Genomic DNA, 24,122 nt, shown 5'->3' with positions numbered 1-24,122 from the left:
AAACAAAGCTTGCATTTATAAAAATGAAGCTTTCATTTTAAGTTTGTAAATAACAAAAGAGAAGTTTACTATTAGACGAAAGGAAGTTTGGACTTAATCAAAAGAAACTTTATTGTTAATACTCAAGGAGAAGAGTAACTATCATCATTCAGTGGATATCATCCTAATAAAAAAGTCTCGTATATCATGTGAGACAACTTATTCAGTTATCTTTATGATATACGAGACTCAAATGTTATAAATAAAATCCTATTTTGCAGAATATTATTTTGCTAATTCATTAATCACATCCATTATCTTCTGACCGATTTCCTCGGCAGCTTCCATAGTAGAAGCTTCACTATACACACGGATGATCGGTTCTGTATTACTCTTGCGCAAATGCACCCATTTGTCAGCAAAGTCAATTTTCACACCATCGATATCGTTGATTTCTTCGTTCTTATAGATTTCCTTCACTTTGGCAAGGATAGCATCTACATCGATTTCCGGAGTCAGGTCTACACGGTTTTTAGCAATGAAGTAAGGAGGATAAGTAGCACGGAGCTCGCTAACCTTCTTTCCTTCGTGAGCCAGATGGCTAAGGAATAATGCGATGCCTACCAATGCATCACGTCCGTAGTGACTGGCAGGATAAATTACTCCACCATTTCCCTCACCGCCGATAACGGCATTGGTTGCTTTCATCTTCGTTACAACATTTACTTCGCCTACGGCAGAAGCGCTGTATTCCATTCCATACTTGCGAGTTACATCACGCAAAGCACGGGTAGAGCTTAAATTAGAAACAGTGTTACCGGGGGTATGTTTCAGTACATAGTCGGCAACAGTAACCAGCGTATATTCTTCACCGTACATTACGCCATTCTCGCAGATCATTGCCAGACGGTCAACATCGGGGTCTACAACGAAAGCTACATCGGCTTTTCCACCTTTCATTAAGTTCATGATGTCACCGAGGTTCTTTTCAAGCGGTTCGGGGTTGTGCTGGAAGTTTCCGGTAGGTTCACAATAGAGTTTTTCTATATGTTTCACACCTAAACGTTCAAGAAGTTCGGGAAGAATGATACCGCCTACCGAGTTTACACAGTCAATAGCTACACGGAAATTGGCTTTCTTGATAGCTTCTACATCCACCAAGTCGAGAGCCAATACACTGTCGATATGTTTCTGATTATAAGTCAGGTCTTTGCGGTAAGAACCCAAGTGATCTACGTCGGCATAGTCAAATTCTTCTGCTTCAGCAATACGAAGCACTTCGTTGCCTTCAGCTGCATTCAGAAATTCGCCATGTTCATTCAGTAACTTCAGTGCGTTCCACTGTTTCGGGTTATGAGAAGCTGTCAGGATGATGCCACCACAAGCGCCTTCCATAGTTACAGCAAGTTCTGTGGTCGGAGTAGAAGCAAGATCAATATCTACTACATCCCAGCCCATTCCCATTAATGTGCCGACTACTACGTTTTTTACCATTTCACCCGAGATGCGGGCATCGCGTCCCACAACAATCTTGTTGCTCTTCGCTTTGCAGGTCTTACGAATTAAAGTAGCATAAGCCGAGGTGAATTTTACAATGTCAAGCGGGTTCAGTCCTTCTCCCGCTCCTCCGCCGATGGTTCCGCGGATTCCAGAGATAGATTTGATTAGAGTCATAGGTTTTTAACTAAAAGATTTATCTAATGTTAGTGCTTTAGCTTTTTGCTTTTTCAAACTTCCAGATATCATAGAAATAAGGATTGACATATTGTTGTGCAGTTGTATGCCCCATCTTAGAAGGTACAATCAGGCGTACATGGGCATTATTACGCAAATAAGGTAAGGCAATCAACCATCCGGATGGAATTGCAGTTCCATAACCTTGATTAACCCATAATAAATCATATTCCAAACTACCGGATAAAACGATTCCATAAACAGTAGACGCGTTTTGTACATAACGGAATGTTAATGGAAACTTATAATAATCAGGAACATCCATCCATTCTTCTAAAGGTACATTGAAACAAGTAACCTCTCCTGTCATCATATCCTTTTCTACATAACGAGTACAAATGACATTATTATTAGCAAAAGTGTCTACCGCATTCTCAAATTCACTTTTATCTTCATCTTTCCCGCCACGATCTACGATCTGCATATATACGCCATTGGAAAAAGCAACATATTCGTCATATCCATCCCCAGCTTCTTTTGAAGCCGTAACAGTGTCTCGTTCGAACTCTTCCAGTGAAATAACACGAATATCATTATCTTTGATGAACTTATTCACCGCATTTTTCTCGTCTTCCAGCATTTCTGCATAAGTCTTCGAATTGTCGCATGCCTGGAACAGACTTCCGGCGGTTAACAAAGAGAGAAATAAAAATACAAGTTTCTTCATTATCTGTTATTTAGCTATATTCCGCACAAATGTATCTCAAAATCATTAAAAGTTGAAAGGGGGAAGTTGAAAGTTCGTATCTTTTAACCTTTCCATATTCACTTTTAACCTTCCATCTTTAGCTTTTCGCTGTTAGCAAAGGTTTATACTTCTCAAGCGCTTTCTCAAAGACCGCTTTTGCCTCTTCCATCGTTCCGAAAAACTCACCGCCCGAAGCGTTCAAATGTCCGCCACCGTTGAAAAATTCAGCGGCTAACTGATTACATGGAAAGGTTCCTACCGAACGAAGGGAGATTTTAATCATCGGCTTCTCTGTATCTTCCCGCAAGAAGCAGGAGAAACAAACATTCTTGATGGAAAGGGGAATGTTTACGAAGCCTTCGCTATCACCTTTTATATAGTTGAACTTACTTTGCTCGGCTTTTGTCAATGTGATTAATGCCGAGTTACAATCCGGATAAACAGTCATGTTCGACAATACATAGCCCATCAAACGCAAACGGCTCTCCGAATAGGTATTGTACACCTTACGGTAAATATCATCCTTATCGATTCCTTTGGAAAGTAGTTCGCTAATGATAAAATAAATTTCCCGGTTATTCGAATTATAAGTGAATCCTCCTGTATCTGTCATCATGCCTGTGTAGATACATTCTGCACCTTCCTTCGAGATATCACTGAAATATCCCATACGACAAATCAGCCGGAATATCAATTCGGAAGTAGAAGAAATCTTAGGATAGGACATTACAATCTTACAGAAATCTTCGGGATACAGGTGATGATCGATCATGATTTTACGCGCAGGAGATGCAGCCACAGCGTCTGCCATATCGTCAATACGCTTCAGTGCATTGAAGTCGAGACAACAGATTACGTCAGCTTCGGCTATCAACTTATCGGCAAAATCTTTGTAACGGTCATACAAAAGAATATCCTTGCTGCCCGGCATCCATCGCAAGAAATCGGGAAAGGCATTCGGCACAATTACGTTTACTGTTTTTTCCTGTGAATCCAGGAAATGATATAATCCCAATGATGAACCAATAGCGTCGCCGTCAGGAGAAACATGGGATACAATTACTATTTTGTCAGCTCGTTCAAACCATTTGGTAAAATGGTCTATTTTGGCTTGTTCAATTACTTTCGTCAACATACTCTTAAACTTTATCAAGGTGCAAATGTACGATAAATCTTTGTACTTAGAGCAAAAAGCGGACAGAACCTTCGTCGGACAAAGAGATAAATCGCAGACCGGATTTCTTGCATTCGCTTTCAAGTAGGTGTTTGCGGTATTCCGAGAGGGACGCGTCCAATATGACGTAAGAGAAAGAAAAGACTTGGGCGAGTTCTTCCAGATGACCGTCATATCCTTTGCATAAGTAAAGATACTGAATATATAACGGAGAAACGGTAGATTTGTTTCGCCAACGGTTATCGTTTATGACACATACACGACAACCATGATAGGATATAATCTGCTGTTGACGGTTAAGTTCAGCGTGCCGGCAATCAGCCGTTATTTCTTGGGGAGGAAGAAGGTGATGACGCTTCCAATAGTTAGCTGTCATGTGTTTCAGACGTTTTTCATTGGAGAGAGTATCCATATAGTTTATCCAGGATTGCCCGTCACTTTTTATGCAATGTACTGCCGGACAACCACGCACATTGTAAAAGACTAAACTCGTTTGAGGACGATCCAGCCAATACAGCGTTGCATGATAAGTCCCCATCAACAAGATAGAAAAAAGACAGATTTGCAGATTCCGGTATCGGCGATTCATGAAATAATAGGTTAGCAGAGCGATGACAATATAGATACCTAGCACTTCTGACTGATAAAGCCAAATTCCATCTATAGAAGCGTAAGGAAGCCGTTCTACCCATCGGACAAAGAAATTAAGTCCTTCCAACAGCTTCTTAACACCTCCGGCCACTCCTATCTGAAGCCAGGAGAAAGGAGTCAGAAGAAGCATTACGACAGCAGCATATAAGATAATCGTAATCAAAGGAATAACAACTAAATTCGTCAATAGAAAATGCACGGAGAATCGAGAGAAATAAAACAGAACAAGCGGAGCTGTTCCTATTTGTGCGGCAATAGACACGCTCATGAGTCCCCAAACAGACTTTCCTATTCTACTTTTCACGGTAATCAAATGGTAGATCGGCTTTTGGATAAGCAAGATAGAAGCAACAGCAAGGAAAGAGAGCTGAAAACCAACATCGAACAGCCATGCAGGATTGCAGAATAACATCAACCACGCAGCTACCGCCAATGTATTTAAAGATAAAGGTTCACGACCAACCATATCCGCCATAGCTAAAATCGAAAACATACTGACCGAACGTACTACCGACGGAGAAAGCCCTGTAAAAAAAGCAAAGGTCCACAATAAGACAAGAAGAAAAACAGAACGCACACATCTACCTATATTTCCTCTTCGGGCAATAGGTTTCAGAATGAAAAAAAGCATTGTATATAAAAGTCCGATATGCAAACCGGATAAAGCAAGAATATGACTCACACCGGCCACAGAATAACTTTCACGAACCGAATCACTTAATTCCGTCTTATCACCTATGGTTAGTGCTGAAAGCACAGCCAATTCATCGTCAGCGAATCCGAGTTCCCGATAGAACGAGAGCATTTTTCCTCTATAATAACTAGCTATACTGTTGAGATAAAGTCTACTCATCCCACCCTGTTGCAAAGAGCCGGGTAGTTCGTCTGAAGATAATGGTGGTTTGTTTGAGGATAACAAAGTCCATTTCCCGGATACAACATATCCTGTTCCGCTAATACCTTTCCGCATCAGGAAGCGGGCATAATCAAATTCATCAAAGTTTCGATTGTTGAGAGGAGGAGAAATGCGGGCAGAAATCAGCAGTTCATCTCCACTCTTCAAACGGGAGGCAGACGAATCTTGCTGTAGATAAAGAACCGCAGTATGTCCTATCGGATATATGCCCGCAGTATCACGACGTTCTTTTAATAATGCCTGACAGAGGTAAGTATGTTCTTTAGGTTGAGGCGCATCCGTTATCAAAACCCGGTACACAGTTTCTTCTTTCGGAAAAGAGCAGACAGCCTGTTGCAATTGTCCAGTCATCCCAAGCCATCCTCCCGTAAAACAAAGAGCGGAGATAGCTATCCCAAAACACCATCGCAGCGAATAGCGCTTCAGAAAATAAAGAGCAAAAGACAATGCAGCAAAAAAGCCAAAGAAGAGAATACCACAAAGGGGGGCCCATGAACGGTCAAAAAAATGATCTCCACAAAAAATGCCTGCTATCCAGGGGATAAGCAGGCGTATAAATGGATATCGATGGAGGTTATAAAGAAACAATGTCGCAGTTATTTCACAGATTCTTCAGCCACTTCTTTCCCGACTTAGTGAATGTCCACAGATAAATACCTCCAACAATCACACATCCTACTGTAAAAACAAAACCTAACATTTCCATATCATTTTAATATTTTATTAGCTAATAATGCAGACAAAGTTGTCAAAACAATACCCGTTACAGCTATATACCAATTATTTTCATCCAAAAAGTTGGCGTATAGAGGTATAATTATACCAATCACAAGTCCAGCAAATGAAAGCTTCGAAAGATCAAAAAAATAACCAGCCAATTTTTCTTTTCTAGTCTTATCTCTTTCTTTGGTTTCTTTTCTAACCTCCTGCTGTTGACTCCAAGTTCCCATTTTTGTTTATTTTCCAACAAAGGTAACTTTTATATTTTATATCTAAGCTAATTTACCAATATTTATAATTCATCCACTACAATTCGTGCAACTGACGAATCATTCCTTCCGGATCCTGTGCACCAAAGACAGCATTTCCAGCCACCAGCGCATCGGCTCCCGCCTCAACCAAACGGGCCCCTGTTTCCAGGTTCACGCCACCGTCTACTTCAATCAGGGCTTTCGAACCTGTCCGTTCAATCAAGGCATGCAGTTCACGAACTTTTTCTACCGAATGTTCGATAAACTTCTGCCCACCAAATCCTGGATTCACGCTCATAATAAGCACCATATACACGTCCTGAATAATATCTTGCAGAAGAGCTACAGGAGTAGCAGGATTGATCGTTACAGCAGGCTGCATCCCGGCTTCTCTGATTTGTTGAATCACCCGATGCAGATGTGGACAAGCTTCATAATGCACATTCATCGTATGAGCACCCAATGCTTTTACTTCCGGAATGAATTTCTCCGGATTCACAATCATCAAATGCACATCCAACGGCTTCTTACTTAACTTCGCTACATATTTCAGTACCGGAAAGCCAAATGAAATATTCGGAACAAATACTCCGTCCATAATATCAATATGTACCCACTCCGCTTCACTGCGGTTTACCATTTCAATATCCTTTGCCAAATATCCAAAATCGGCAGAAAGAATAGAAGGAGCGATAATCGGTTTCATAATTCTTTTATTTTAGGTTCTAATTGTCTCGTGTTCGGGACGGTTTTTATTCTATCTTATTGTCAGATCACTTCATCTTACACCCATCTTCCAGGTGATAACCACGAAGCAACTCATCTGTTTTCAGTCGTTTCTTACCGGGTAGTTGTAAAGAAAGAATAGATACAAATCCATCCGGTACAGCTACTTTCATAAATTTCTTGCCATCAGTCACGATTGTTCCGGCAGCCAATTGATGTGATTCATAAACTTTCTCACTTTCAAATATTTTCACGACCACACTTTCTGCTTTTTCGGAAGCAATCAGTTCACTCCAGGCAGCGGGGTAAGGTGATAGTCCACGGATAAAATCGTAGATCTTCTTCACCGGCTGGTTCCAGTCAATCCGGCAAGTTTCTTTAAATATCTTCGGAGCAGGACGGAGTTCACCGACAACTGCCATTTCTTCTTGAGGAATTGGTTTGACCGTTCCATTCAGTATAGCATCTACTGTTTCAAGAACCAGTTTTCCTCCCAACATCATCAATTTATCATGTACCACTTCTACATTATCCGTATCTGCAATAGGCACACGTACCTGTTGAATGACCTCTCCGGTATCTATCTCATGCTTCAAAAAGAAAGTCGTAATCCCGGTTTCCGTATCACCGTTGATAACCGCCCAGTTGATAGGAGCAGCTCCACGGTATTGAGGAAGTAAAGAAGCATGAAGATTAAATGTACCCAGTCGCGGCATATTCCATACCACTTCCGGCAACATACGAAAAGCAACTACAATCTGCAAATCGGCTTTCCATTCACGCAACGCTTCCACAAAAGCTTCATCTTTCAACTTTTCCGGTTGAAGCAACGGTAAATTCTGTTCGAGCGCATATTGTTTGACAGGAGAATATTGAATCTTATGTCCGCGTCCGGCAGGTTTATCGGGCATCGTAATCACACCCACTACATTATAACCGCCTTCTACCAATTGACGCAGGGCCTCTACCGCAAAATCGGGAGTCCCCATATATACTATTCTTAAGTCCTCTTTCTTCATAATTGTCTTATAATCTACATAGAAACCTGTTATCTGCATAGAAACCTGGGTCCGGCACCTTGCCGGTTAGTCTTCAGAAAAATGTACCAGCACTTGCCGATACGAATTAAATATCTTTGATTTAGAGACAAATCCCTGATAGCGACCTTCCTCATCTACAACCGGAAGATTCCAGGCTTTCGTATCGTCAAATGTTTGCATAACCTGCTCCATTCCATCCGTATCGAAGATTTTGGCAGGAGCAGATATCATCAATTTATTAACAGTGAAACGATGATAAAGTTCTTGCCGGAACATGATGTTGCGAATATCGTCGAGCAATACAATTCCCAACAATTCACCCGTTTTCTTATCTGTCACCGGAAAGACATTTCGATGAGAAGCTGCAATTGCTTTCACCAGTTCGCCCAAGTCCATTTCCGGGTGTACGACAACGAAATCTTTCTCCACCACGTTTTCCATTTTCATCAGCGTCAACACAGCTTTATCCTTGTGATGTGTCAGCAATTGTCCCTTCTTAGCCAAACGCATCGAATAGATACTATGAGGTTCAAAAGCAATAATTGTCAGATATGAACTTACAGATACGATCATCAACGGAAGAAATAAATCATATCCACCTGTCAGTTCAGCTATCAGGAACACCCCTGTCAATGGAGCATGCATGACACCACTCATTACTCCCGCCATTCCCATCAATGCGAAATTCTTCTCCGGCAAATAAGCGGAGAAAGCAAAGTCATTGCTAAAATGAGAGAAAACAAAACCGGCAATACATCCCAAATAAAGCGAAGGAGCAAAGATACCACCACAACCACCGCCACCGTTTGTTGCACTGGAAGCAAATACTTTCAATAAGATAATCAGCATCAGATAAACCAGCAACAAATTGCCATAGCCATAAAACATAGAGTTGTTCATGACCGTATCCCACTCTTCGGCAGACGTTCCATTCAATAAAAGATTAATCGTATCATATCCTTCACCATAAAGAGGCGGGAAAAGGAAAATCAATACACTCAACATCACACCACCAAAAGCCAGTTTCTTGTAAGGGTTATTGAGTTTGCCAAATACACCTTCTACCGAATTCATGGCACGTGTGAAGTACAACGAAATCAGTCCGCAAAAAATTCCCAGCAAGATAACGAAAGGAATACGCTCCAGTTCGAATGCCTGATCGAGGTGGAACTTAAACATAGCCTCCGTACCAGTGACTATGTACGAAACAGTTGCAGCTGTCACGGCAGAAATCAGCAGGGGAAGCAAAGAAGACATGGTTAAGTCAATCATCAGCACTTCCAAGGTAAATACCAGTCCCGCAATCGGAGCTTTAAAAATACCGGCAATGGCACCTGCCGCACCACAACCTACGAGCAGCATCAACGTGCGATGCTCCATCTTAAACACGCTCCCGAGATTGGAACCGATTGCCGAACCTGTCAGTACAATTGGTGCCTCTGCTCCGACCGATCCACCAAATCCGATGGTTATGGCACTGGCGATAGTAGACGACCAGATATTGTGTCGCTTGATACGTCCCTGCCTACGGGAGATGGCATATAAAATCTTGGTGACCCCATGACTGATGTCATCCTTTACAATATTACGCACAAACCAACCTGCAAGGAAAATACCGACTACCGGATATACCAAATACAGGTAGTTAGCTTCTGTTGCATTGAAATTATTAGTCAGGAAATTCTGTATCTGATGGATAAAGAATTTCAATATTAACGCAGCAAACGCAGTGAAGATTCCGACCAGGAAACTTAATATCAGGATAAATTGCTTCTCCTTTATGTTCGCTTCCCGCCATTTGATACAACGCTGCAATAAACTAAGTTTTTCTCCTTTCATTTATTCGCGAATTATCTTTATCACTCCACCTTTTTCCAACTTAATAATACTTGAGGGTTTCGGCTTATTCATATCATCCTGGCGAAAGCCAACTATATAATCTACCGCCGATTTGATCTCATCACTAATTTCACTAAAATTAGCAGCACCCGGCTGCCCGCTGACATTAGCCGAAGTAGAAACAATTGCTTTACGGAACTGCTGACAGAGTCTTCTGGAAAAATCTTCATTCGTCACACGAATCCCTACACTGCCATCTTCGGCCAGCAGATTAGGTGCTAAATTTCGTGCTCCGGAATAAATAATCGTCAACGGCTTGTCGGCAACTTCAATCAAATCCCATGCTACATCAGGTACATCCTGTACATAAAAATCCACTTTAACCGGAGAGTCCACCAACACCAACATAGCTTTGCTATCAGCACGTTTCTTAATCTCATACACCCGGCGTACAGCCTCCTCATTAGTCGCGTCACAGCCTATACCCCATACGGTATCAGTGGGATAAAGGATCACTCCTCCTTCATTCATCACCTGACAGGCTTTTTTAATATCTTCTATCATTTCTTGATTAATTTCCGTTAAGAACAAGACGCAAAAATAACACATTTATTCCATTTAGTGAAATCTATCCTGACGTTTTTAAATCACCCTTTAAAATCAACTATTAGCAGACAATAATTTAACTATTACATTATTACAAGCGTGTTTCCCTAACAGGACAAACATCCCAAAACTTCGTTTTAAACGATTATTAACGAAAATCTTCCTTATCTCCGAAAGCAGAATCATTAGAAATCTCTATCTTTGCCTCAATTTCAAGCAAGAAAGCAAAAGTGCTATTTTTGTGTCGAATTTAAAACGTTTAAGAGAAAACAATGGAAGAAATCGTATTTCATCACACATTACCTATCCAATTGCGATTCAATGATGTAGACAAATTTGGTCACGTCAACAACACAGTTTACTTCTCCTTTTACGACTTAGGAAAGACTGAATACTTCGCTTCAGTATGCCCCGGAGTAGATTGGGAAAAGATCGGGATTGTCGTTGTCCACATCGAAGCGGATTTCGTCAAACAGATATTCGCATCCGATCATATCGCCGTACAGACTGCTGTTTCTAAGATAGGCACCAAAAGCTTTCACCTGATCCAGCGGGTTATCGACACAGAAACGAATGAAGTAAAATGTATCTGCAAGTCTGTTATGGTTACTTTCGATCTTGAAAGACATGAATCCATGCCACTGACAGAAGAATGGATAGAGGCGATCTGCAAATATGAAGAACGGGACTTGCAAAAAGCATAGATAGTTTTTTTTTGAAAAAGCCCCCTCACGAATGAGAAACAAAACAAGCAAAACCAATTCTCCGGAAAAAGTTTTATTCTGATTCATGTCCGCTATATAACAGAAATTGCCTATTTTTGTACCTTAATTAATAAGGCATAAAATATCTAGTACAGAAAATGATAGCTGACAAAAGTATAAATTTAGATACCCTTTATAAAGTATTGTTTGATAATGAGAAGCTGGAACTCTCTAAAGAATGCATCCGAAAAGTAGAGGAAAGCTTCGATTTCCTACAATCTTTTTCCAGCGATAAGATTATTTATGGTATCAATACGGGGTTCGGCCCAATGGCACAATACCGGATAGAAGATCAGTCACTGATCGAGCTTCAGTACAATATCATTCGAAGCCATTCCACCGGTGCCGGCAAACCACTTCCCGAACTTTATGTAAAAGCAGCTATGATTGCCCGCCTGTACACTTTTCTACAGGGGAAATCAGGAGTACACATGGAGCTGGTATCTCTTCTCTGTGAATTTATCAACCGTGGAATTTATCCGTTCATACCCGAACATGGAAGTGTAGGTGCCAGCGGCGATCTCGTGCAACTGGCCCATATTGCCCTGACATTAATAGGAGAAGGGGAAGTTTTTTATCAGGGGAAATTGCGTGATGCCGCTACTGTGCTTGAGGAAAACGGTCTGCAACCTTTTTCAATGCGCATCCGCGAAGGATTATCCGTCACAAACGGTACTTCTGTGATGACAGGAATCGGTATCGTCAATCTGATTTATGCCAAAAAGCTGCTCCGTTGGTCGGTAGCCGCTTCTGTCATGATGAATGAGATTGCCGCCTCTTATGATGATTTCATGGCACAGGCATTAAACGAGGCCAAGCATCACAAAGGGCAACAAGAGATAGCCGCTATGATGAGAGAATGGGTAGCGGGCAGCAAATGTGTACTTCAAAGAGAGAATGAACTATACAACCAAGTGCACAAAGAAAAAATCTTCGAGCACAAAGTACAGCCCTATTATTCTTTGCGATGTGTTCCGCAAATCCTCGGTCCCATCTATGATGAGCTGAAGAATGCGGAAGAAGTATTGATTAACGAAATAAATTCCGCCTGCGACAATCCTATTGTCGATCCGGACACACAAAATATTTATCATGGCGGTAACTTCCACGGAGATTACATCTCTTTCGAAATGGATAAACTGAAAATCGCCGTGACCAAACTGACCATGCTTTGCGAAAGACAGATCAATTATCTGTTCCACGACCGTATCAATGGCATCCTGCCTCCTTTTGTAAACTTGGGAGTGCTTGGATTGAACTACGGTTTGCAGGCTTCGCAATTCACAGCAACGTCCACTACCGCCGAATGTCAGACATTGTCGAATCCGATGTATGTGCACAGTATTCCTAACAACAACGATAATCAGGATATTGTCAGCATGGGAACCAACTCGGCTCTATTAGCAAAAACAGTCATAGAGAATTCTTATCAGGTGATGGCTATTCAATTTATGGGAATGGCACAAGCCATCGACTACCTGAAAATACAGGATCGTCTAAGTCCCAAAAGCCGGCAGGTGTATGAAGAGATACGTAGCTTCTTCCCTGTATTTACCAATGACACACCTAAATATAAAGAGATAGAAAGAATGATGGACTATCTCAAAAAAGAAAATAAATAAAATGAAATACGCATTAGTAACCGGAGGAAGTCGAGGTATCGGCCGTGCTGTCAGTTGCAAACTGGCGGAAATGGGCTACTTTATACTGATTAATTATCAGAGTAACGACGCAGAAGCAGAAAAAACGTTGCAGTTAGTGCAGGAAAAAGGAAGTAACGGAGAAATCATGAAGTTCGATGTGACAGACCCTGCCGCTATTGCCCTTGCCTTGAACAACTGGGCGTCACAACATCCTGACGAATACATCGAAGTACTGATCAACAATGCGGGCATCCGTAAAGACAACCTGATGCTCTGGATGACAGGAGAAGAATGGAACAAAGTGCTCGATATCAGTCTGAACGGATTCTTTTATGTGACACAGCCTTTATTGAAGAATATGCTGGTCAAGCGTTATGGACGTATTGTCAATATCGTATCCTTGTCAGGTATTCAGGGAATGCCCGGACAAGCTAACTATTCCGCAGCCAAAGGTGGCGTAATAGCCGCTACCAAAGCACTGGCACAAGAAGTCGCCAAGAAAAAGGTAACAGTCAACGCAGTAGCTCCGGGATTTATCCGCACGGATATGACGGAAGGGATTGATGAGAACGAATGGAAAAAACACATTCCTGCAGGACGTTTCGGTACTGCGGAAGAGGTTGCCGATCTCGTCGGTTTTCTGGCATCTCCGGCCTCATCCTATATCACAGGAGAGGTGATTTCCATCAACGGAGGACTATATACTTAAAACAAAAGCATAGAATAGACAAAATAATGAAAAGAGTTGTTATCACGGGAATGGGGATTTACTCTTGCATCGGCAAGAACCTGGATGAAGTAAAAGACTCACTATACAATGGGAAATCGGGGATTGGCATAGATCCGGTACGGAAAGAGCTGGGCTATTTTTCTGCATTAACAGGCATATTGGAACGTCCCGACTTGAAGAAACTATTAGATCGTCGTAAACGTCTCTGCCTGCCGGAACAGGGAGAATATGCTTATCTCGCTACTTTGGAGGCTTTCCGTAACGCCGGTATTGACGAGGCTTTTCTCGAAGCTAATGAAGTGGGTATCTTGTATGGCAATGATAGTAGTGCCGCCCCTGTTATCAACGCAGTGGACATCATTCGTGAAAAGAAAAACACAGCGTTGGTAGGTTCCGGTTCTATTTTCCAGTCGATGAATTCTACCGTGACAATGAACCTGTCGGTTATCTTCAAGCTTAGAGGAGTTAACTTCACCATTGCCGGAGCTTGTGCAAGTGGTTCTCATGCTATTGGCATGGGGTATCTGCTCATTAAATCAGGATTGCAGGATTGTATTCTTTGCGGTGGCGCACAAGAAGTAAATCCTTATGCGGTCGGCAGTTTCGACGGGCTAAGCGCATTTTCCACCCAGGAAGCAGAGCCCGAGAAAGCCTCCAAACCTTTTGATAAACGACGTGACGGACTGATTCCGAGTGGAGGAGCCGCCAGTCTGGTATTAGAGAGCTATGAATCGGCAGTAAAAAGGGGAGCTCCCATTTTGGCCGAAGTTATCGGTTACGGTTTCTCTTCCAATGGAGATCATATCTCCGTACCGAATGTGGACGGTCCGAAACGTTCTCTTCAGATGGCCATCAAAGATGCGGGTATTGCACTCGAACAAATCAGTTATATCAACGCACACGCCACTTCCACTCCGGTAGGCGACCTGAACGAAGCGAAAGCCATTGCGGAAGTATTTGAAGGACATCACCCGTATGTCACTTCCACGAAGTCCATGACCGGACATGAAATGTGGATGGCAGGTGCCAGTGAAGTGATTTACTCCACCCTCATGATGAACAACGGTTTCATCGCTCCCAACCTCAATTTCGAGGAACCGGACGAGGCCTCCGCACAGTTGAATATACCTACCCAACGGGTAAATCTGGAATTTGACACGTTCCTTTCCAACTCGTTTGGATTCGGAGGAACCAATTCCACCCTGATTATACGCCAAATCAAAGAATAAATTACTAAAGAAAACAGATATATGACAAACGAAGAAATCATCGAGAAAATAAGAACAACTCTGGCAGAAGAGTTTGAAGTAGACATCGACGTCATCCAGCCGGATGCGCCGTTAATGGAAACTCTTGAACTGGACAGTCTGGACTTGGTCGACATGGTGGTACTGGTAGAAAAGAATTTCGGTTTCAACGTAACCGGACAAGACTTTGCAGGTATCAAAACCTTCCAGGACTTCTACGATCTCGTTATCACCCGTATGCAGGAAGCCAAGTAAATATGTCGACGTGGAAAGGCAAAACCCGGGGAGGAACGTTCGGATACTTATTCTTTATTTACCTGATTAAGTATCTGGGCATCACTGCCGCTTATCTTTTTCTAAGCCTGGTAGTGCTCTACTTCATACCGTTTGCTCCGAAAGCAACCAAAAGCACCTGGTTTTATGCCCGTCACATTCTGAAATACAATAGGATACGTTCTTTGAAGATGTTACTACTCAACTATTACCGATTAGGACAAATCCTGATTGACAAGGTAGCCATCGGTAATGGAAAAGTAAATCAATATCAGTTCAAATTCGAGCGGTATCCGGAGTTTCTGCAACTGCTGAACAGTGAACAGGGAGTGATTATGATTGGCGCCCATGTGGGAAACTGGGAAATAGGCGTTCCTTTCTTTGATGATTACGGAAAGAAAATCAATATCGTGATGTACGATGCCGAACATCGTAGAATCAAAGAGATCCTGGAGAAAAACGGTCAGGACAAGGAGTTTAAGATTATCCCTGTCAATGAAGACAACCTGACACACGTTTTCCGCATAACCGAGGCGATCAACCAAAAAGAATATGTATGTTTCCAGGGTGACCGTTATCTGAACAAAGAGAAACTTCTGACAGGAATTTTACTGGGACAGAAAGCTCCTTTCCCTGCCGGTCCTTTCCTGCTGGCTTCGCGAATGAAAGTTCCGGTGGTATTCTACTTTGCAATGAGGGAACCGGGAAGAACTTACCGTTTTCATTTTATAATAGCGGAACCGGTAGTACAAACAAAAGAAAAGAAAGCGGAGATGGCTCTGCTCGAACAATATACTGTTGCTTTGGAACAGATACTAAAACGCTATCCGGAACAATGGTTCAATTATTATCCATTCTGGGAACCTGCCGGAAAGCAGTCACCGGATTTAAAAGAGAAACAAAAAGATGCAACAGAATAAATATGACAAAGAACCGTTGACAGCGGTAGAGGCACAACGCTTGGCACAAGAAATAGCATTTGGGCCTATTGTTTTTCAGGTATCACGCCTTATGCTTAAATTCGGCATTTTCCAGTTATTGGCCGACGAGCGCAAAGGTATGACGCAAGAAGAAATCAGCAAAGCTTGTGGGCTGTCCTCTTATGGCGCACAAGTATTGTTGGAGGCATCATTGACTATCGGCACCGTATTGTTGCGTGAAGGGCGATACTGCCTTGCGAAAGCCGGCTGGTTTCTGCTCAATGACAAAATGGTACGTGTTAATATGGACTTCAACCATGATGTTAACTATCAGGGAATGTTTCATCTGGAAGAAGCCATTACCACCGGACGTCCTGAAGGACTGAAAGTATTCGGTGAATGGAGTACTATCTATGAAGGGTTGTCAAGTCTGCCTTCACAGGTACAAAAGAGCTGGTTCGGTTTCGATCATTATTACTCGGATTGTTCGTTCGATGAAGCACTGGCAATTGTCTTCGCCCGTCATCCCAAGACTTTATTGGATGTGGGAGGCAATACCGGCCGTTGGGCGACCAAATGCGTAAGCTATGACGACACAGTGGAAGTAACCATCATGGACCTTCCGCAACAATTGGAGATGATGCGTCAACAAACCAAAGAACTGCCCGGAGCTACACGTATCCACGGTCATGGTGCCAATCTGCTCGACCCGGAAGTTCCTTTCCCGACAGGGTTCGATGCTATTTGGATGAGCCAGTTCCTCGATTGTTTCTCGGAAGAAGAAGTTACCAGCATATTGACCCGTGCAGCCCGTTCTATGAACCGAGAGAGCCGCCTGTATATTATGGAGACTTTCTGGAACCGACAGAAATTTGACACAGCCGCTTATTGCCTGACACAAATCAGTCTCTATTTTACAGCGATGGCAAACGGAAACAGCAAGATGTATCATTCGGACGATATGCAACGATGCATCGAAGCAGCAGGATTGGAAATCGAAGAGATACATGACCATTTAGGAATGGGACACAGCATCGTACAATGCAGATTGAAATGAACAGAGAAGCCGTCATACAAGGAGAAGGAATACTCAACCTGATTCCACAGCGTCCGCCAATCGTTATGGTGGACAGTTTCTTCGGATTTGAAGAAAACCGTTCATATTCCGGACTGACTGTCACTACCGACAATTTATTTTGTGAGGCAGGCAGACTGCAAGAGCCGGGAATTATTGAGCATATCGCACAATCAGCGGCTGCACGTATCGGGTTTATTTATACCCGGCAGGGTGAAAAAGTTCCGTTAGGTTTTATCGGTTCGGTAGACAAACTTAAAATCTACAATTTGCCGGAAGCCGGAATGAAATTATTTACAGAGATTACCGTCGTACAAGAGGTATTCGATATTACGCTTATTTCGGCACAAGTGAAAACGGAAGAAGAGCTGATTGCTGAATGTAAGATGAAAATATTTATCAAAAAAGAATGAAACGGAAAACAAATCAACAGATTGCAGCTTTGACTAACCGGACTACTTTCAGAGTACGGTTCAGCGAAATTGACTCCATGCAAATTGTATGGCATGGCGAGTACGTGCGCTACTTTGAAGATGGACGGGAAGCTTTCGGCAAACAGTATGGTTTGGATTATATGAGCATTTACCGGGAAGGCTACATGGTTCCCATCGTAGATTTAACCTGTCAGTTCAAGCAATCATTGTCCTTTGGTGAAGAAGCGATTATCGAAACACGCTATATTGCCTGTGAGGCAGCCAAGATAAAATTCGAATACGTTATCTATCGGGCTACCGACCAGAGTGTAGTGGCCACCGGAAGCACCATACAAGTGTTCCTGAACCTGAATAAAGAGCTGGAGCTTATCAACCCTCCGTTTTATCTGGAATGGAAAAAGAAATGGAACATCCTTTAAATATATACATCACAGCCCATACGCTGATTAGTTCGTTAGGTTTCGGCATTTCGGAGAATAGGAAAGCAATCCATGACTACCGAAGCGGGATTCGTATGCAAGAAGCCGGACGGATTTCTGACAGTCAGATTCTGGCAGGGATGATTGATTCTGTCGAGTTGGAAAAGCGGGCAAAGGAGCTGGATATTTCCTCTTATACCCGGCTAGAGCAACTGTTTATATTGACTATTCAGGAAGTGATTTCCCAATCGGGAGTGAATCTGCAAGAGTCGGACTGTGCTTTATTACTCTCCACCACGAAGGGAAATATTGATTTATTGAGCAATCAAGAAAAAAGAACTAATTCGGACAAGCCAGGCGATTCTGTACAATCAACAATTGACAATCCTTCCTTTTTACAGGAATTATCTGTTGACAGCCCGGCTTTTCTTTGGAAAATGGCAGAACGAATCGGGCATTTTTTTGAGGCAGCCAATCAGGTAGAAGTTATCTCCAACGCCTGTATATCTGGAGTCTCGGCACTGGTTGTTGCCAAGAGATGGATAGAATCAGGGCGTTACAAACGGGTGATTGTCGCCGGCGGGGATATTCTTTCTCATTTTATTACCAGCGGTTTCTTGTCTTTCCGGTCAGTCAGCGCACACCGATGCCGGCCATACGATATACAACGGGACGGATTAAGTCTAGGCGAAGCCTGTGGAGCTGTGCTTTTAGAAACTCAAGGAAACGCAAATCATATTATTCTATCCGGAGGAGCGATCAGCAATGATGCCAACCATATATCCGGTCCTTCCCGGACAGGAGACGGACTGGCGCTGGCTATCAATCAGGCAATGGAAGAAGCCGGAGCACTTCCCGAAGATATCAGCTTTATCAATGCACACGGAACAGCTACGGTTTATAATGACGAAATGGAATCCAAAGCCATACATTTGGCAGGATTGTCAGCAGTTCCGGTAAATAGTCTTAAGCCTTATTTCGGGCATACATTAGGAGCTTCAGGCATTATTGAAACCATACTCTGCATAGAGCAACTGAAAGAAGGAATATACTACGGAACTTTAGGATATGAGACACTGGGCGTTCCCATGCCCATCACCGTTTATGGTACCCATCAGCCGATGCCGATGAAATGTTGTATCAAAACCGCTTCCGGTTTCGGAGGCTGTAATGCCGCACTGGTATTATCTCTCCCAGATGCTCATTTGAAACAGAAAACCGATTCTCCGGCATTTTGCAAAGCTGTCGTGGAATCAGCCAATATAGTCACGATCAAACCGGGAGTGGTAGAAAACCAAGGAACAGCTATATTCAATTCTTCGGAGACTGACTTTGCGCCGTTTATCCGGGAAGCATACAAGCATCTGGGAGAAAACAATATGAAGTTCTACAAGATGGATAATCTTTGTAAGCTGGGATATGTAGCTGCCGGATATTTATTGAAAGATACCAACTACCAGCCGAAAGAGATTGGAATCATTCTAGCCAATGCATCTTCCTCTTTAGATACGGACTGCAAACATCAAGCTATCATCAATAAAGAAGGAGATAAAGCCGCCAGTCCTGCCGTGTTTGTCTACACTCTCCCCAATGTAGTATTGGGAGAAATCTGTATACGACACAAAATTCAGGGAGAAAATACATTCTTTGTCTGTCAGCAATCCGACACTGCTTCCTTAGAGGATTACGCAAGAATTGTGATGGCGAAAGGTAAGTTACGCACATGCATCATAGGCTGGTGCGAACTACTGTACGGACATTATCAAGCAGAATTTAAACAACTTAATAATATATCAACGATTTATGAATAATTTAGATCAAACCAAAAGAGAACTGATGGACGAAGTGAAAGGTAAACTAATCGAAGAGTTGAACCTTGAAGAAATCACTCCGGAAGATATTGACGATGAAGCCCCTCTGTTTGGCGACGAAGGTCTTGGCCTTGACTCCATTGACGCACTCGAAATCATCCTGATTTTGGAACGTGAATATGGCATTAAAATAGAGAATCCCAGTGAAGGCAAACAAATCTTCTACTCGGTATGTACACTGACTGACTACATCATTGCTAATCGGAAAGCTTAACTTATGAAGATTTACGTCACCGGATTGGGAGTTGTTTCGGGCATCGGCATCGGAGTTTCCGAAAATATAGAGGCACTACAACAAGGGAAGCATGGCATCGGAAAAGTAACTCTTTTCCCGACTGCTCTCGATGTACCCGTATCTGAAGTGAAACGTAGCAATGAAGAACTTAAACAACTATTATCTTTACCTCCGCAGCGTACAGTATCACGCACAGCATTGCTAGGCATGATAGCCGCCAAAGAAGCGATGGAAGATGCAGGACTAAACTTGCATATATCATCCAATCAGCAAAAAAATCAGTTACCGAATCAGTCAGTAACCTCGCAAAAAGACCAGCAACCGTTACGTATTGGTTTTATTTCCGCCACCTCTGTCGGCGGTATGGATTTAAGCGAGCGTTTCTATGAATCTTTCAAGAAAAACCCGAAACAGGGACGATTGCGGGAAGTGATTTCACACGACTGTGGAGCCAGCACAGAATTAATAGCTTCGTATTTAGGTATCAATGATTTTATAACCACCATCAGTACAGCCTGTTCATCGGCAGCCAATGCTATTATGTTGGGAGCGAGACTGATTAAACATGGACAACTGGATGCTGTTATCGTCGGAGGTACGGATGCACTTTGCCGATTTACGCTCAATGGGTTCAACTCTCTCATGATTTTGGACAAAATACATTGTCGTCCTTTTGACCGTTCGCGTACCGGATTAAATTTGGGAGAAGGCGCAGGTTATTTAGTGCTTCAATCAGAAAGTTCACTCCAAAGAGTTCCTTACTGTGAACTAAGCGGTTATGCTAATACAAATGAAGCTTATCATCAAACAGGAAGTTCTCCCGAAGGAGATGGCGCCTTTCTATCAATGAGCGAAGCCATCGTTTCCAGTGGCATTTCTCCTGAAGATATTGATTATATCAACGTACATGGGACAGGTACTCCCGGTAATGACGCATCGGAAGGTATGGCATTGCGAAGAATCTTCGGAGAACATGTTCCACCGTTTAGTTCAGTAAAAGCTTTTATCGGACACACTTTAGGAGCTTCCGAAGGAATTGAAGCTGTTTATTCCGTTCTTTCCATAGATAAAGGCATGATTTATCCGAATCTAAATTTCACGGAGCCTATGCCGGAAACAGAACTGTTGTCAGAAACAGGAGTAAAATCAGAAACAGGATTGATACCGGAAACGTCTTTCCAGGAAGGATTGCCGATCCGCCATGTATTATCCAATTCTTTCGGCTTCGGAGGAAACGACTCGTCGCTCCTCTTTTCCGCAACGAATTTTCCCAAACGAACGAACCTTTAAGTTTTGAGCCTATGCAGCCAGTTTATATTCAACGCATCGCTTCTATCCATCCACAAGGAAATCATTCACAAGAAAATAGTCCGAAAGTAAATGATTCGCCCGATGTTGCAGCAAACCGTCCTTTTCTTCAGGCTTGTGAACCCGATTATAAAGATATTATTGCCAATGCAACTTTGCGCAGACGCATGAGCCGTATTGTGAAAATGGGAGTAGCTTGCGGATTGGAATGTATGGGCGAACTATCTCCCGAGAAGATAGGGGGAATTATCACAGCCACAGGGCTGGGCTGCCTGGTTGATACGGAAAGGTTCCTGAACAACCTGTTAGATAATGAAGAGCGGATGTTGAATCCTACTCCTTTTATTCAGTCGACATTCAATACAATTGGTGCACAAATAGCTTTAATTCATCAAATACACACCTATAACATGACTTATGTTCACCGGGGACTAAGTTTTGAAAGCGCTTTGCTGGATGCCATGATGAAAATAGAAGAAGGAAGCGAGAATATACTGGTGGGAGCCATGGACGAAATGACAGAAACCAGTTACATCATTCAGCAACGCTTGGGACTGCTGAAAGGAATAGAAGCCGGAGAAGGCGCTCAATTTTTCCTATTAAGCCGGGAAGCCGGAGAGTATCCGTTAGCAGAAATACGAGGACTTGAAACTTTCACGGGACAACATACGACAGAAGAAATCAGTTCCCGAATTATTCGTTTTTTACAACGAAACGGATTAGAGTGTCAGGATATTCAATGGTTAGTTACCGGAAAGAACAAAAAACAATCCCTTCAAGGTGATTACCACGAGCAAATCACTAACTCAATCTATGAAGAGCTTGAAACCAACCTTTTCCCGGAAAGTATTCATCTTAGTTTTAAGGACGAATGTGGAGAATATCCTACCGCCTCATCGTATGCCGTATGGAAAGCAGTAAAGACATCAATAAACTGCACTACCCCTACCAATATATTGATTTATAATCATCACCACTCCATCAATCACTCATTGATTCTAATTCGGAAAAGCGTATGATGATTGTTTGCCTCCTTCTATGTTTATTCTTGATACTGTCCTTTCTCGTTTATGCTTCCTATAGCATTCAGTCGGGAATTTATCTACGATCGTTTTGCAAAAAACGTACTACGGAAAAAGTTGTCGCCCTGACTTTTGACGACGGTCCCGATCCCATTCAAACGCCCAAAGTATTGAAGGTACTAAAAGAATATCAGGCAACTGCCTGTTTTTTCTGTATCGGACACAAGATAAAAGGAAATGAAGCCTTATTGAAAAGTATGGTAACAGAAGGTCATCTAATTGGGAATCATTCATATAGCCATTCCGGTTTATTTCCGCTATATGGACTCTCTAAAATGAAAAAAGACCTGCAAACTTGTCAGTGTGAACTAGAACGAGTAACTTCGCAGCCGGTTACTTTGTTTCGTCCGCCATTCGGTGTCACTAATCCTACGATTGCGAAAGCTGTCCGACAGTTAGGATACACCTCAATAGGATGGAGCATCCGTACATTAGATACGCAACAGTCAGCTCCGGACAAAATACTTGCCAGGATTCGGAAACGTCTTAAACCGGGAGCCATCATTCTGTTGCACGACCGGATGCCCGGCAGCGACCAGTTAGTGAAACAAATACTGGATTTACTAAAAGAACAAGGATATACCGTTGTCCGTCCGGACAAACTATTGGCATAAAATAAAAATGTATGAGAACTTTATTACTATACTTATCGCTTTTCTTCTTGTCTATCGCCACCGTCCATGCACAGAGCATGAAAAAGATGGTGCAAAAGACCGAGTTTGAAAACCGCCTGGCAAAGGAGGCACAAACCGTGAAGTCCATCGAAAGCGATTTTACCCAAGTGAAATATCTCGATGTATTCGACGAAAAGGTTACTTCCAAAGGGAAGTTCTACTACCAAAAGAGCAATAAAATCTGTATGGAATACTTCCGCCCAATGGATTATCTCATCGTGATAAACGGGAGTAAGCTCAAAATCGTATCGGATGGCAAGAAAAGTATTATGAACCTAAGTTCGAACAAAATGATGGCACAGATGCAGGATATGCTAACTGCGTGTATGATAGGCGACCTGTCTAAGATGTCATCCAACTACCAGCTAGAATATTTTGAAGACGCACGATATTATTTGGTTAAAATTAAGCCGACTAACAAAGCAGTACAAGCCTATATTGCCGGTATCGAAATTTATTTGGACAAGAAAGATATGTCGGTGCACAAACTCCGTCTGTCCGAAACAGCTACAAACTACACAGAATACGAATTCTATAATAAAAAGTTCAACTCTCTGAAGAATGAGACGAAGTTTGCGATTCGTTAGCCTGACGGTTCTGTTATTCTTGGGAATACAGGTTCAAACGTCCTGCTCTCCACGAATAAGCGGGGAAGGCAGTACTGTGCCTCCTGTTATCGAACTGACACAAGGGGAAGAATCACAAAAATACAATATCCAACTGGATTTCATGAAACATCACATGAGTGGTATGCTGATAGTACGCCGTATGCCTGATAACGAAATCCGGATCGTGGCGTCTACCTACTTCGGGTTAAGCCTTTTCGATTTTTCTCTGCATGACGATCAATTTAATGTCAACAGCTGCATTGAACCCATGAAAAAAGAAAAGGTATTGAAACTGTTAGAGATGGATTTCAGGCGTTTGTTCTTAAATGGAAAAGACGTCCGTGTGAAAGCCACCAAAGACAATGCTACCCAAAAAAGAACCAGTGGAAAAGGCTTTGGAAAATCAGTGGTCTACATTACCGACGACACTCCGGGTGATCCGGCACAAATAAAAATCAAACATCCGTGGATACGGTTAACGATCCGTCTGGATAAACTATCTAAAGAAATTTAAT

General features: G+C 42.5%; 25 protein-coding genes. 16 read left to right on the top strand and 9 right to left on the bottom strand.

All coding sequences use genetic code 11. The annotated features are described in order from the left end of the window. Positions 1-264 precede the first annotated feature (264 nt). From glmM to HMPREF9009_RS07860, 9 genes are all read right to left on the bottom strand, one after another. Entirely contained in the window at positions 265-1,653 is a 1,389-nt protein-coding gene (gene glmM, locus HMPREF9009_RS07900) for a phosphoglucosamine mutase (protein ID WP_049701841.1), read from the bottom strand. 37 nt (positions 1,654-1,690) lie between these two features. Further along, the gene (locus HMPREF9009_RS07895) at positions 1,691-2,380 is read right to left on the bottom strand and encodes a DUF4827 domain-containing protein (protein WP_049701840.1); all 690 of its coding nucleotides are present in this window, start codon (positions 2,378-2,380) and stop codon (positions 1,691-1,693) included. A gap of 118 nt (positions 2,381-2,498) precedes the next feature. Further along, positions 2,499-3,536, bottom strand: coding sequence for a DHH family phosphoesterase (locus HMPREF9009_RS07890; protein ID WP_049701839.1), 1,038 nt, complete (start codon positions 3,534-3,536; stop codon positions 2,499-2,501). Between the two features lie 46 nt (positions 3,537-3,582). Then, positions 3,583-5,730, bottom strand: coding sequence for a ComEC/Rec2 family competence protein (locus HMPREF9009_RS07885; protein ID WP_049701838.1), 2,148 nt, complete (start codon positions 5,728-5,730; stop codon positions 3,583-3,585). Between the two features lie 119 nt (positions 5,731-5,849). Next, positions 5,850-6,092, bottom strand: a complete 243-nt coding sequence (locus tag HMPREF9009_RS07880) for a hypothetical protein (protein WP_008020549.1) — start codon at positions 6,090-6,092, stop codon at positions 5,850-5,852. A 76-nt stretch (positions 6,093-6,168) separates the two neighbouring features. Beyond that, complete coding sequence (gene rpe, locus HMPREF9009_RS07875; protein WP_049701837.1) at positions 6,169-6,819, bottom strand: ribulose-phosphate 3-epimerase; 651 nt, start codon at positions 6,817-6,819, stop codon at positions 6,169-6,171. Positions 6,820-6,886: 67 nt separating this feature from the next. Beyond that, complete coding sequence (fmt, locus tag HMPREF9009_RS07870; RefSeq protein ID WP_049702297.1) at positions 6,887-7,858, bottom strand: methionyl-tRNA formyltransferase; 972 nt, start codon at positions 7,856-7,858, stop codon at positions 6,887-6,889. Positions 7,859-7,924: 66 nt separating this feature from the next. Then, on the bottom strand, positions 7,925-9,718 hold the full coding sequence (locus HMPREF9009_RS07865) for a chloride channel protein (RefSeq protein ID WP_004313072.1): 1,794 nt from the start codon (positions 9,716-9,718) through the stop codon (positions 7,925-7,927). After that, complete coding sequence (locus HMPREF9009_RS07860) at positions 9,719-10,282, bottom strand: L-threonylcarbamoyladenylate synthase (protein WP_004313073.1); 564 nt, start codon at positions 10,280-10,282, stop codon at positions 9,719-9,721. 314 nt (positions 10,283-10,596) lie between these two features. Here HMPREF9009_RS07860 and HMPREF9009_RS07855 point away from each other — a divergent pair, with 314 nt between their 5' ends. The 16 genes from HMPREF9009_RS07855 to HMPREF9009_RS07780 all read left to right on the top strand — a co-directional run bounded on the left by HMPREF9009_RS07855 (position 10,597) and on the right by HMPREF9009_RS07780 (position 24,121). Beyond that, positions 10,597-11,028, top strand: coding sequence for an acyl-CoA thioesterase (locus HMPREF9009_RS07855; protein WP_004313074.1), 432 nt, complete (start codon positions 10,597-10,599; stop codon positions 11,026-11,028). A gap of 158 nt (positions 11,029-11,186) precedes the next feature. Continuing rightward, positions 11,187-12,710, top strand: a complete 1,524-nt coding sequence (gene hutH / locus HMPREF9009_RS07850; RefSeq protein ID WP_008641972.1) for a flexirubin biosynthesis tyrosine ammonia-lyase FlxA — start codon at positions 11,187-11,189, stop codon at positions 12,708-12,710. A 1-nt stretch (position 12,711) separates the two neighbouring features. After that, complete coding sequence (gene fabG / locus HMPREF9009_RS07845) at positions 12,712-13,440, top strand: flexirubin biosynthesis SDR family reductase FlxB (RefSeq protein ID WP_008020540.1); 729 nt, start codon at positions 12,712-12,714, stop codon at positions 13,438-13,440. A gap of 26 nt (positions 13,441-13,466) precedes the next feature. Then, the gene (locus HMPREF9009_RS07840) at positions 13,467-14,690 is read left to right on the top strand and encodes a beta-ketoacyl-[acyl-carrier-protein] synthase family protein (protein ID WP_008020539.1); all 1,224 of its coding nucleotides are present in this window, start codon (positions 13,467-13,469) and stop codon (positions 14,688-14,690) included. A gap of 21 nt (positions 14,691-14,711) precedes the next feature. Next, on the top strand, positions 14,712-14,963 hold the full coding sequence (locus HMPREF9009_RS07835) for an acyl carrier protein (protein WP_004305450.1): 252 nt from the start codon (positions 14,712-14,714) through the stop codon (positions 14,961-14,963). Between the two features lie 2 nt (positions 14,964-14,965). Beyond that, positions 14,966-15,901 carry an LpxL/LpxP family acyltransferase gene (locus HMPREF9009_RS07830; protein ID WP_049701836.1) on the top strand — a complete coding sequence of 312 codons (936 nt, stop codon included), beginning with the start codon at positions 14,966-14,968 and terminating at the stop codon, positions 15,899-15,901. Continuing rightward, on the top strand, positions 15,888-16,958 hold the full coding sequence (locus tag HMPREF9009_RS07825) for a FlxJ family methyltransferase (protein ID WP_049701835.1): 1,071 nt from the start codon (positions 15,888-15,890) through the stop codon (positions 16,956-16,958). The genes HMPREF9009_RS07830 and HMPREF9009_RS07825 overlap by 14 nt, the downstream gene beginning before the upstream one ends. Further along, positions 16,955-17,389 carry a hotdog family protein gene (locus HMPREF9009_RS07820; RefSeq protein ID WP_008641965.1) on the top strand — a complete coding sequence of 145 codons (435 nt, stop codon included), beginning with the start codon at positions 16,955-16,957 and terminating at the stop codon, positions 17,387-17,389. The genes HMPREF9009_RS07825 and HMPREF9009_RS07820 overlap by 4 nt, the downstream gene beginning before the upstream one ends. Beyond that, positions 17,386-17,829, top strand: coding sequence for an acyl-CoA thioesterase (locus tag HMPREF9009_RS07815; protein ID WP_008020530.1), 444 nt, complete (start codon positions 17,386-17,388; stop codon positions 17,827-17,829). Before HMPREF9009_RS07820 ends, HMPREF9009_RS07815 begins: the two co-directional genes overlap by 4 nt. Continuing rightward, on the top strand, positions 17,814-19,640 hold the full coding sequence (locus HMPREF9009_RS07810; protein ID WP_049701834.1) for a beta-ketoacyl-[acyl-carrier-protein] synthase family protein: 1,827 nt from the start codon (positions 17,814-17,816) through the stop codon (positions 19,638-19,640). The genes HMPREF9009_RS07815 and HMPREF9009_RS07810 overlap by 16 nt, the downstream gene beginning before the upstream one ends. After that, positions 19,633-19,914 carry a phosphopantetheine-binding protein gene (locus HMPREF9009_RS07805; protein WP_008020527.1) on the top strand — a complete coding sequence of 94 codons (282 nt, stop codon included), beginning with the start codon at positions 19,633-19,635 and terminating at the stop codon, positions 19,912-19,914. Before HMPREF9009_RS07810 ends, HMPREF9009_RS07805 begins: the two co-directional genes overlap by 8 nt. A 3-nt stretch (positions 19,915-19,917) precedes the next feature. Continuing rightward, positions 19,918-21,225: a beta-ketoacyl-[acyl-carrier-protein] synthase family protein gene (locus HMPREF9009_RS07800; protein WP_049701833.1), complete on the top strand. Its 1,308-nt coding sequence runs from the start codon at positions 19,918-19,920 to the stop codon at positions 21,223-21,225. A gap of 11 nt (positions 21,226-21,236) precedes the next feature. Further along, positions 21,237-22,262 carry a beta-ketoacyl synthase chain length factor gene (locus HMPREF9009_RS07795; RefSeq protein WP_049701832.1) on the top strand — a complete coding sequence of 342 codons (1,026 nt, stop codon included), beginning with the start codon at positions 21,237-21,239 and terminating at the stop codon, positions 22,260-22,262. After that, positions 22,259-22,939 (top strand): polysaccharide deacetylase family protein, encoded by a 681-nt coding sequence (locus HMPREF9009_RS07790; RefSeq protein WP_008020521.1) that lies wholly within the window; start codon positions 22,259-22,261, stop codon positions 22,937-22,939. Before HMPREF9009_RS07795 ends, HMPREF9009_RS07790 begins: the two co-directional genes overlap by 4 nt. A gap of 11 nt (positions 22,940-22,950) precedes the next feature. Beyond that, positions 22,951-23,586 carry a flexirubin biosynthesis/transport protein LolA2 gene (locus HMPREF9009_RS07785; protein WP_008020520.1) on the top strand — a complete coding sequence of 212 codons (636 nt, stop codon included), beginning with the start codon at positions 22,951-22,953 and terminating at the stop codon, positions 23,584-23,586. After that, positions 23,561-24,121 (top strand): flexirubin biosynthesis protein LolB2, encoded by a 561-nt coding sequence (locus tag HMPREF9009_RS07780; protein WP_008020519.1) that lies wholly within the window; start codon positions 23,561-23,563, stop codon positions 24,119-24,121. The genes HMPREF9009_RS07785 and HMPREF9009_RS07780 overlap by 26 nt, the downstream gene beginning before the upstream one ends. Position 24,122 lies beyond the last annotated feature (1 nt).

The sequence above is a fragment of the Bacteroides sp. 3_1_13 genome, from assembly GCF_001185845.1.
Lineage (GTDB): Bacteria > Bacteroidota > Bacteroidia > Bacteroidales > Bacteroidaceae > Bacteroides > Bacteroides xylanisolvens.
The sequence above is the reverse complement of the archived record's forward strand: the minus strand, read 5'-3'. Positions and strand labels throughout refer to the sequence as shown.

Excerpts from the sequence above, each read along its gene's own strand:
- glmM (WP_049701841.1), bottom strand. The coding sequence starts at position 1,653 with ATGACTCTAATCAAATCTATCTCTGGAATCCGCGGAACCATCGGCGGA.
- HMPREF9009_RS07895 (WP_049701840.1), bottom strand. The coding sequence starts at position 2,380 with ATGAAGAAACTTGTATTTTTATTTCTCTCTTTGTTAACCGCCGGAAGT.
- HMPREF9009_RS07890 (WP_049701839.1), bottom strand. The coding sequence starts at position 3,536 with ATGTTGACGAAAGTAATTGAACAAGCCAAAATAGACCATTTTACCAAA.
- HMPREF9009_RS07880 (WP_008020549.1), bottom strand. The coding sequence starts at position 6,092 with ATGGGAACTTGGAGTCAACAGCAGGAGGTTAGAAAAGAAACCAAAGAA.
- rpe (WP_049701837.1), bottom strand. The coding sequence starts at position 6,819 with ATGAAACCGATTATCGCTCCTTCTATTCTTTCTGCCGATTTTGGATAT.
- fmt (WP_049702297.1), bottom strand. The coding sequence starts at position 7,858 with ATGAAGAAAGAGGACTTAAGAATAGTATATATGGGGACTCCCGATTTT.
- HMPREF9009_RS07865 (WP_004313072.1), bottom strand. The coding sequence starts at position 9,718 with ATGAAAGGAGAAAAACTTAGTTTATTGCAGCGTTGTATCAAATGGCGG.
- HMPREF9009_RS07860 (WP_004313073.1), bottom strand. The coding sequence starts at position 10,282 with ATGATAGAAGATATTAAAAAAGCCTGTCAGGTGATGAATGAAGGAGGA.
- HMPREF9009_RS07855 (WP_004313074.1), top strand. The coding sequence starts at position 10,597 with ATGGAAGAAATCGTATTTCATCACACATTACCTATCCAATTGCGATTC.
- hutH (WP_008641972.1), top strand. The coding sequence starts at position 11,187 with ATGATAGCTGACAAAAGTATAAATTTAGATACCCTTTATAAAGTATTG.
- fabG (WP_008020540.1), top strand. The coding sequence starts at position 12,712 with ATGAAATACGCATTAGTAACCGGAGGAAGTCGAGGTATCGGCCGTGCT.
- HMPREF9009_RS07840 (WP_008020539.1), top strand. The coding sequence starts at position 13,467 with ATGAAAAGAGTTGTTATCACGGGAATGGGGATTTACTCTTGCATCGGC.
- HMPREF9009_RS07835 (WP_004305450.1), top strand. The coding sequence starts at position 14,712 with ATGACAAACGAAGAAATCATCGAGAAAATAAGAACAACTCTGGCAGAA.
- HMPREF9009_RS07830 (WP_049701836.1), top strand. The coding sequence starts at position 14,966 with ATGTCGACGTGGAAAGGCAAAACCCGGGGAGGAACGTTCGGATACTTA.
- HMPREF9009_RS07825 (WP_049701835.1), top strand. The coding sequence starts at position 15,888 with ATGCAACAGAATAAATATGACAAAGAACCGTTGACAGCGGTAGAGGCA.
- HMPREF9009_RS07820 (WP_008641965.1), top strand. The coding sequence starts at position 16,955 with ATGAACAGAGAAGCCGTCATACAAGGAGAAGGAATACTCAACCTGATT.
- HMPREF9009_RS07815 (WP_008020530.1), top strand. The coding sequence starts at position 17,386 with ATGAAACGGAAAACAAATCAACAGATTGCAGCTTTGACTAACCGGACT.
- HMPREF9009_RS07810 (WP_049701834.1), top strand. The coding sequence starts at position 17,814 with ATGGAACATCCTTTAAATATATACATCACAGCCCATACGCTGATTAGT.
- HMPREF9009_RS07805 (WP_008020527.1), top strand. The coding sequence starts at position 19,633 with ATGAATAATTTAGATCAAACCAAAAGAGAACTGATGGACGAAGTGAAA.
- HMPREF9009_RS07800 (WP_049701833.1), top strand. The coding sequence starts at position 19,918 with ATGAAGATTTACGTCACCGGATTGGGAGTTGTTTCGGGCATCGGCATC.
- HMPREF9009_RS07795 (WP_049701832.1), top strand. The coding sequence starts at position 21,237 with ATGCAGCCAGTTTATATTCAACGCATCGCTTCTATCCATCCACAAGGA.
- HMPREF9009_RS07790 (WP_008020521.1), top strand. The coding sequence starts at position 22,259 with ATGATGATTGTTTGCCTCCTTCTATGTTTATTCTTGATACTGTCCTTT.
- HMPREF9009_RS07785 (WP_008020520.1), top strand. The coding sequence starts at position 22,951 with ATGAGAACTTTATTACTATACTTATCGCTTTTCTTCTTGTCTATCGCC.
- HMPREF9009_RS07780 (WP_008020519.1), top strand. The coding sequence starts at position 23,561 with ATGAGACGAAGTTTGCGATTCGTTAGCCTGACGGTTCTGTTATTCTTG.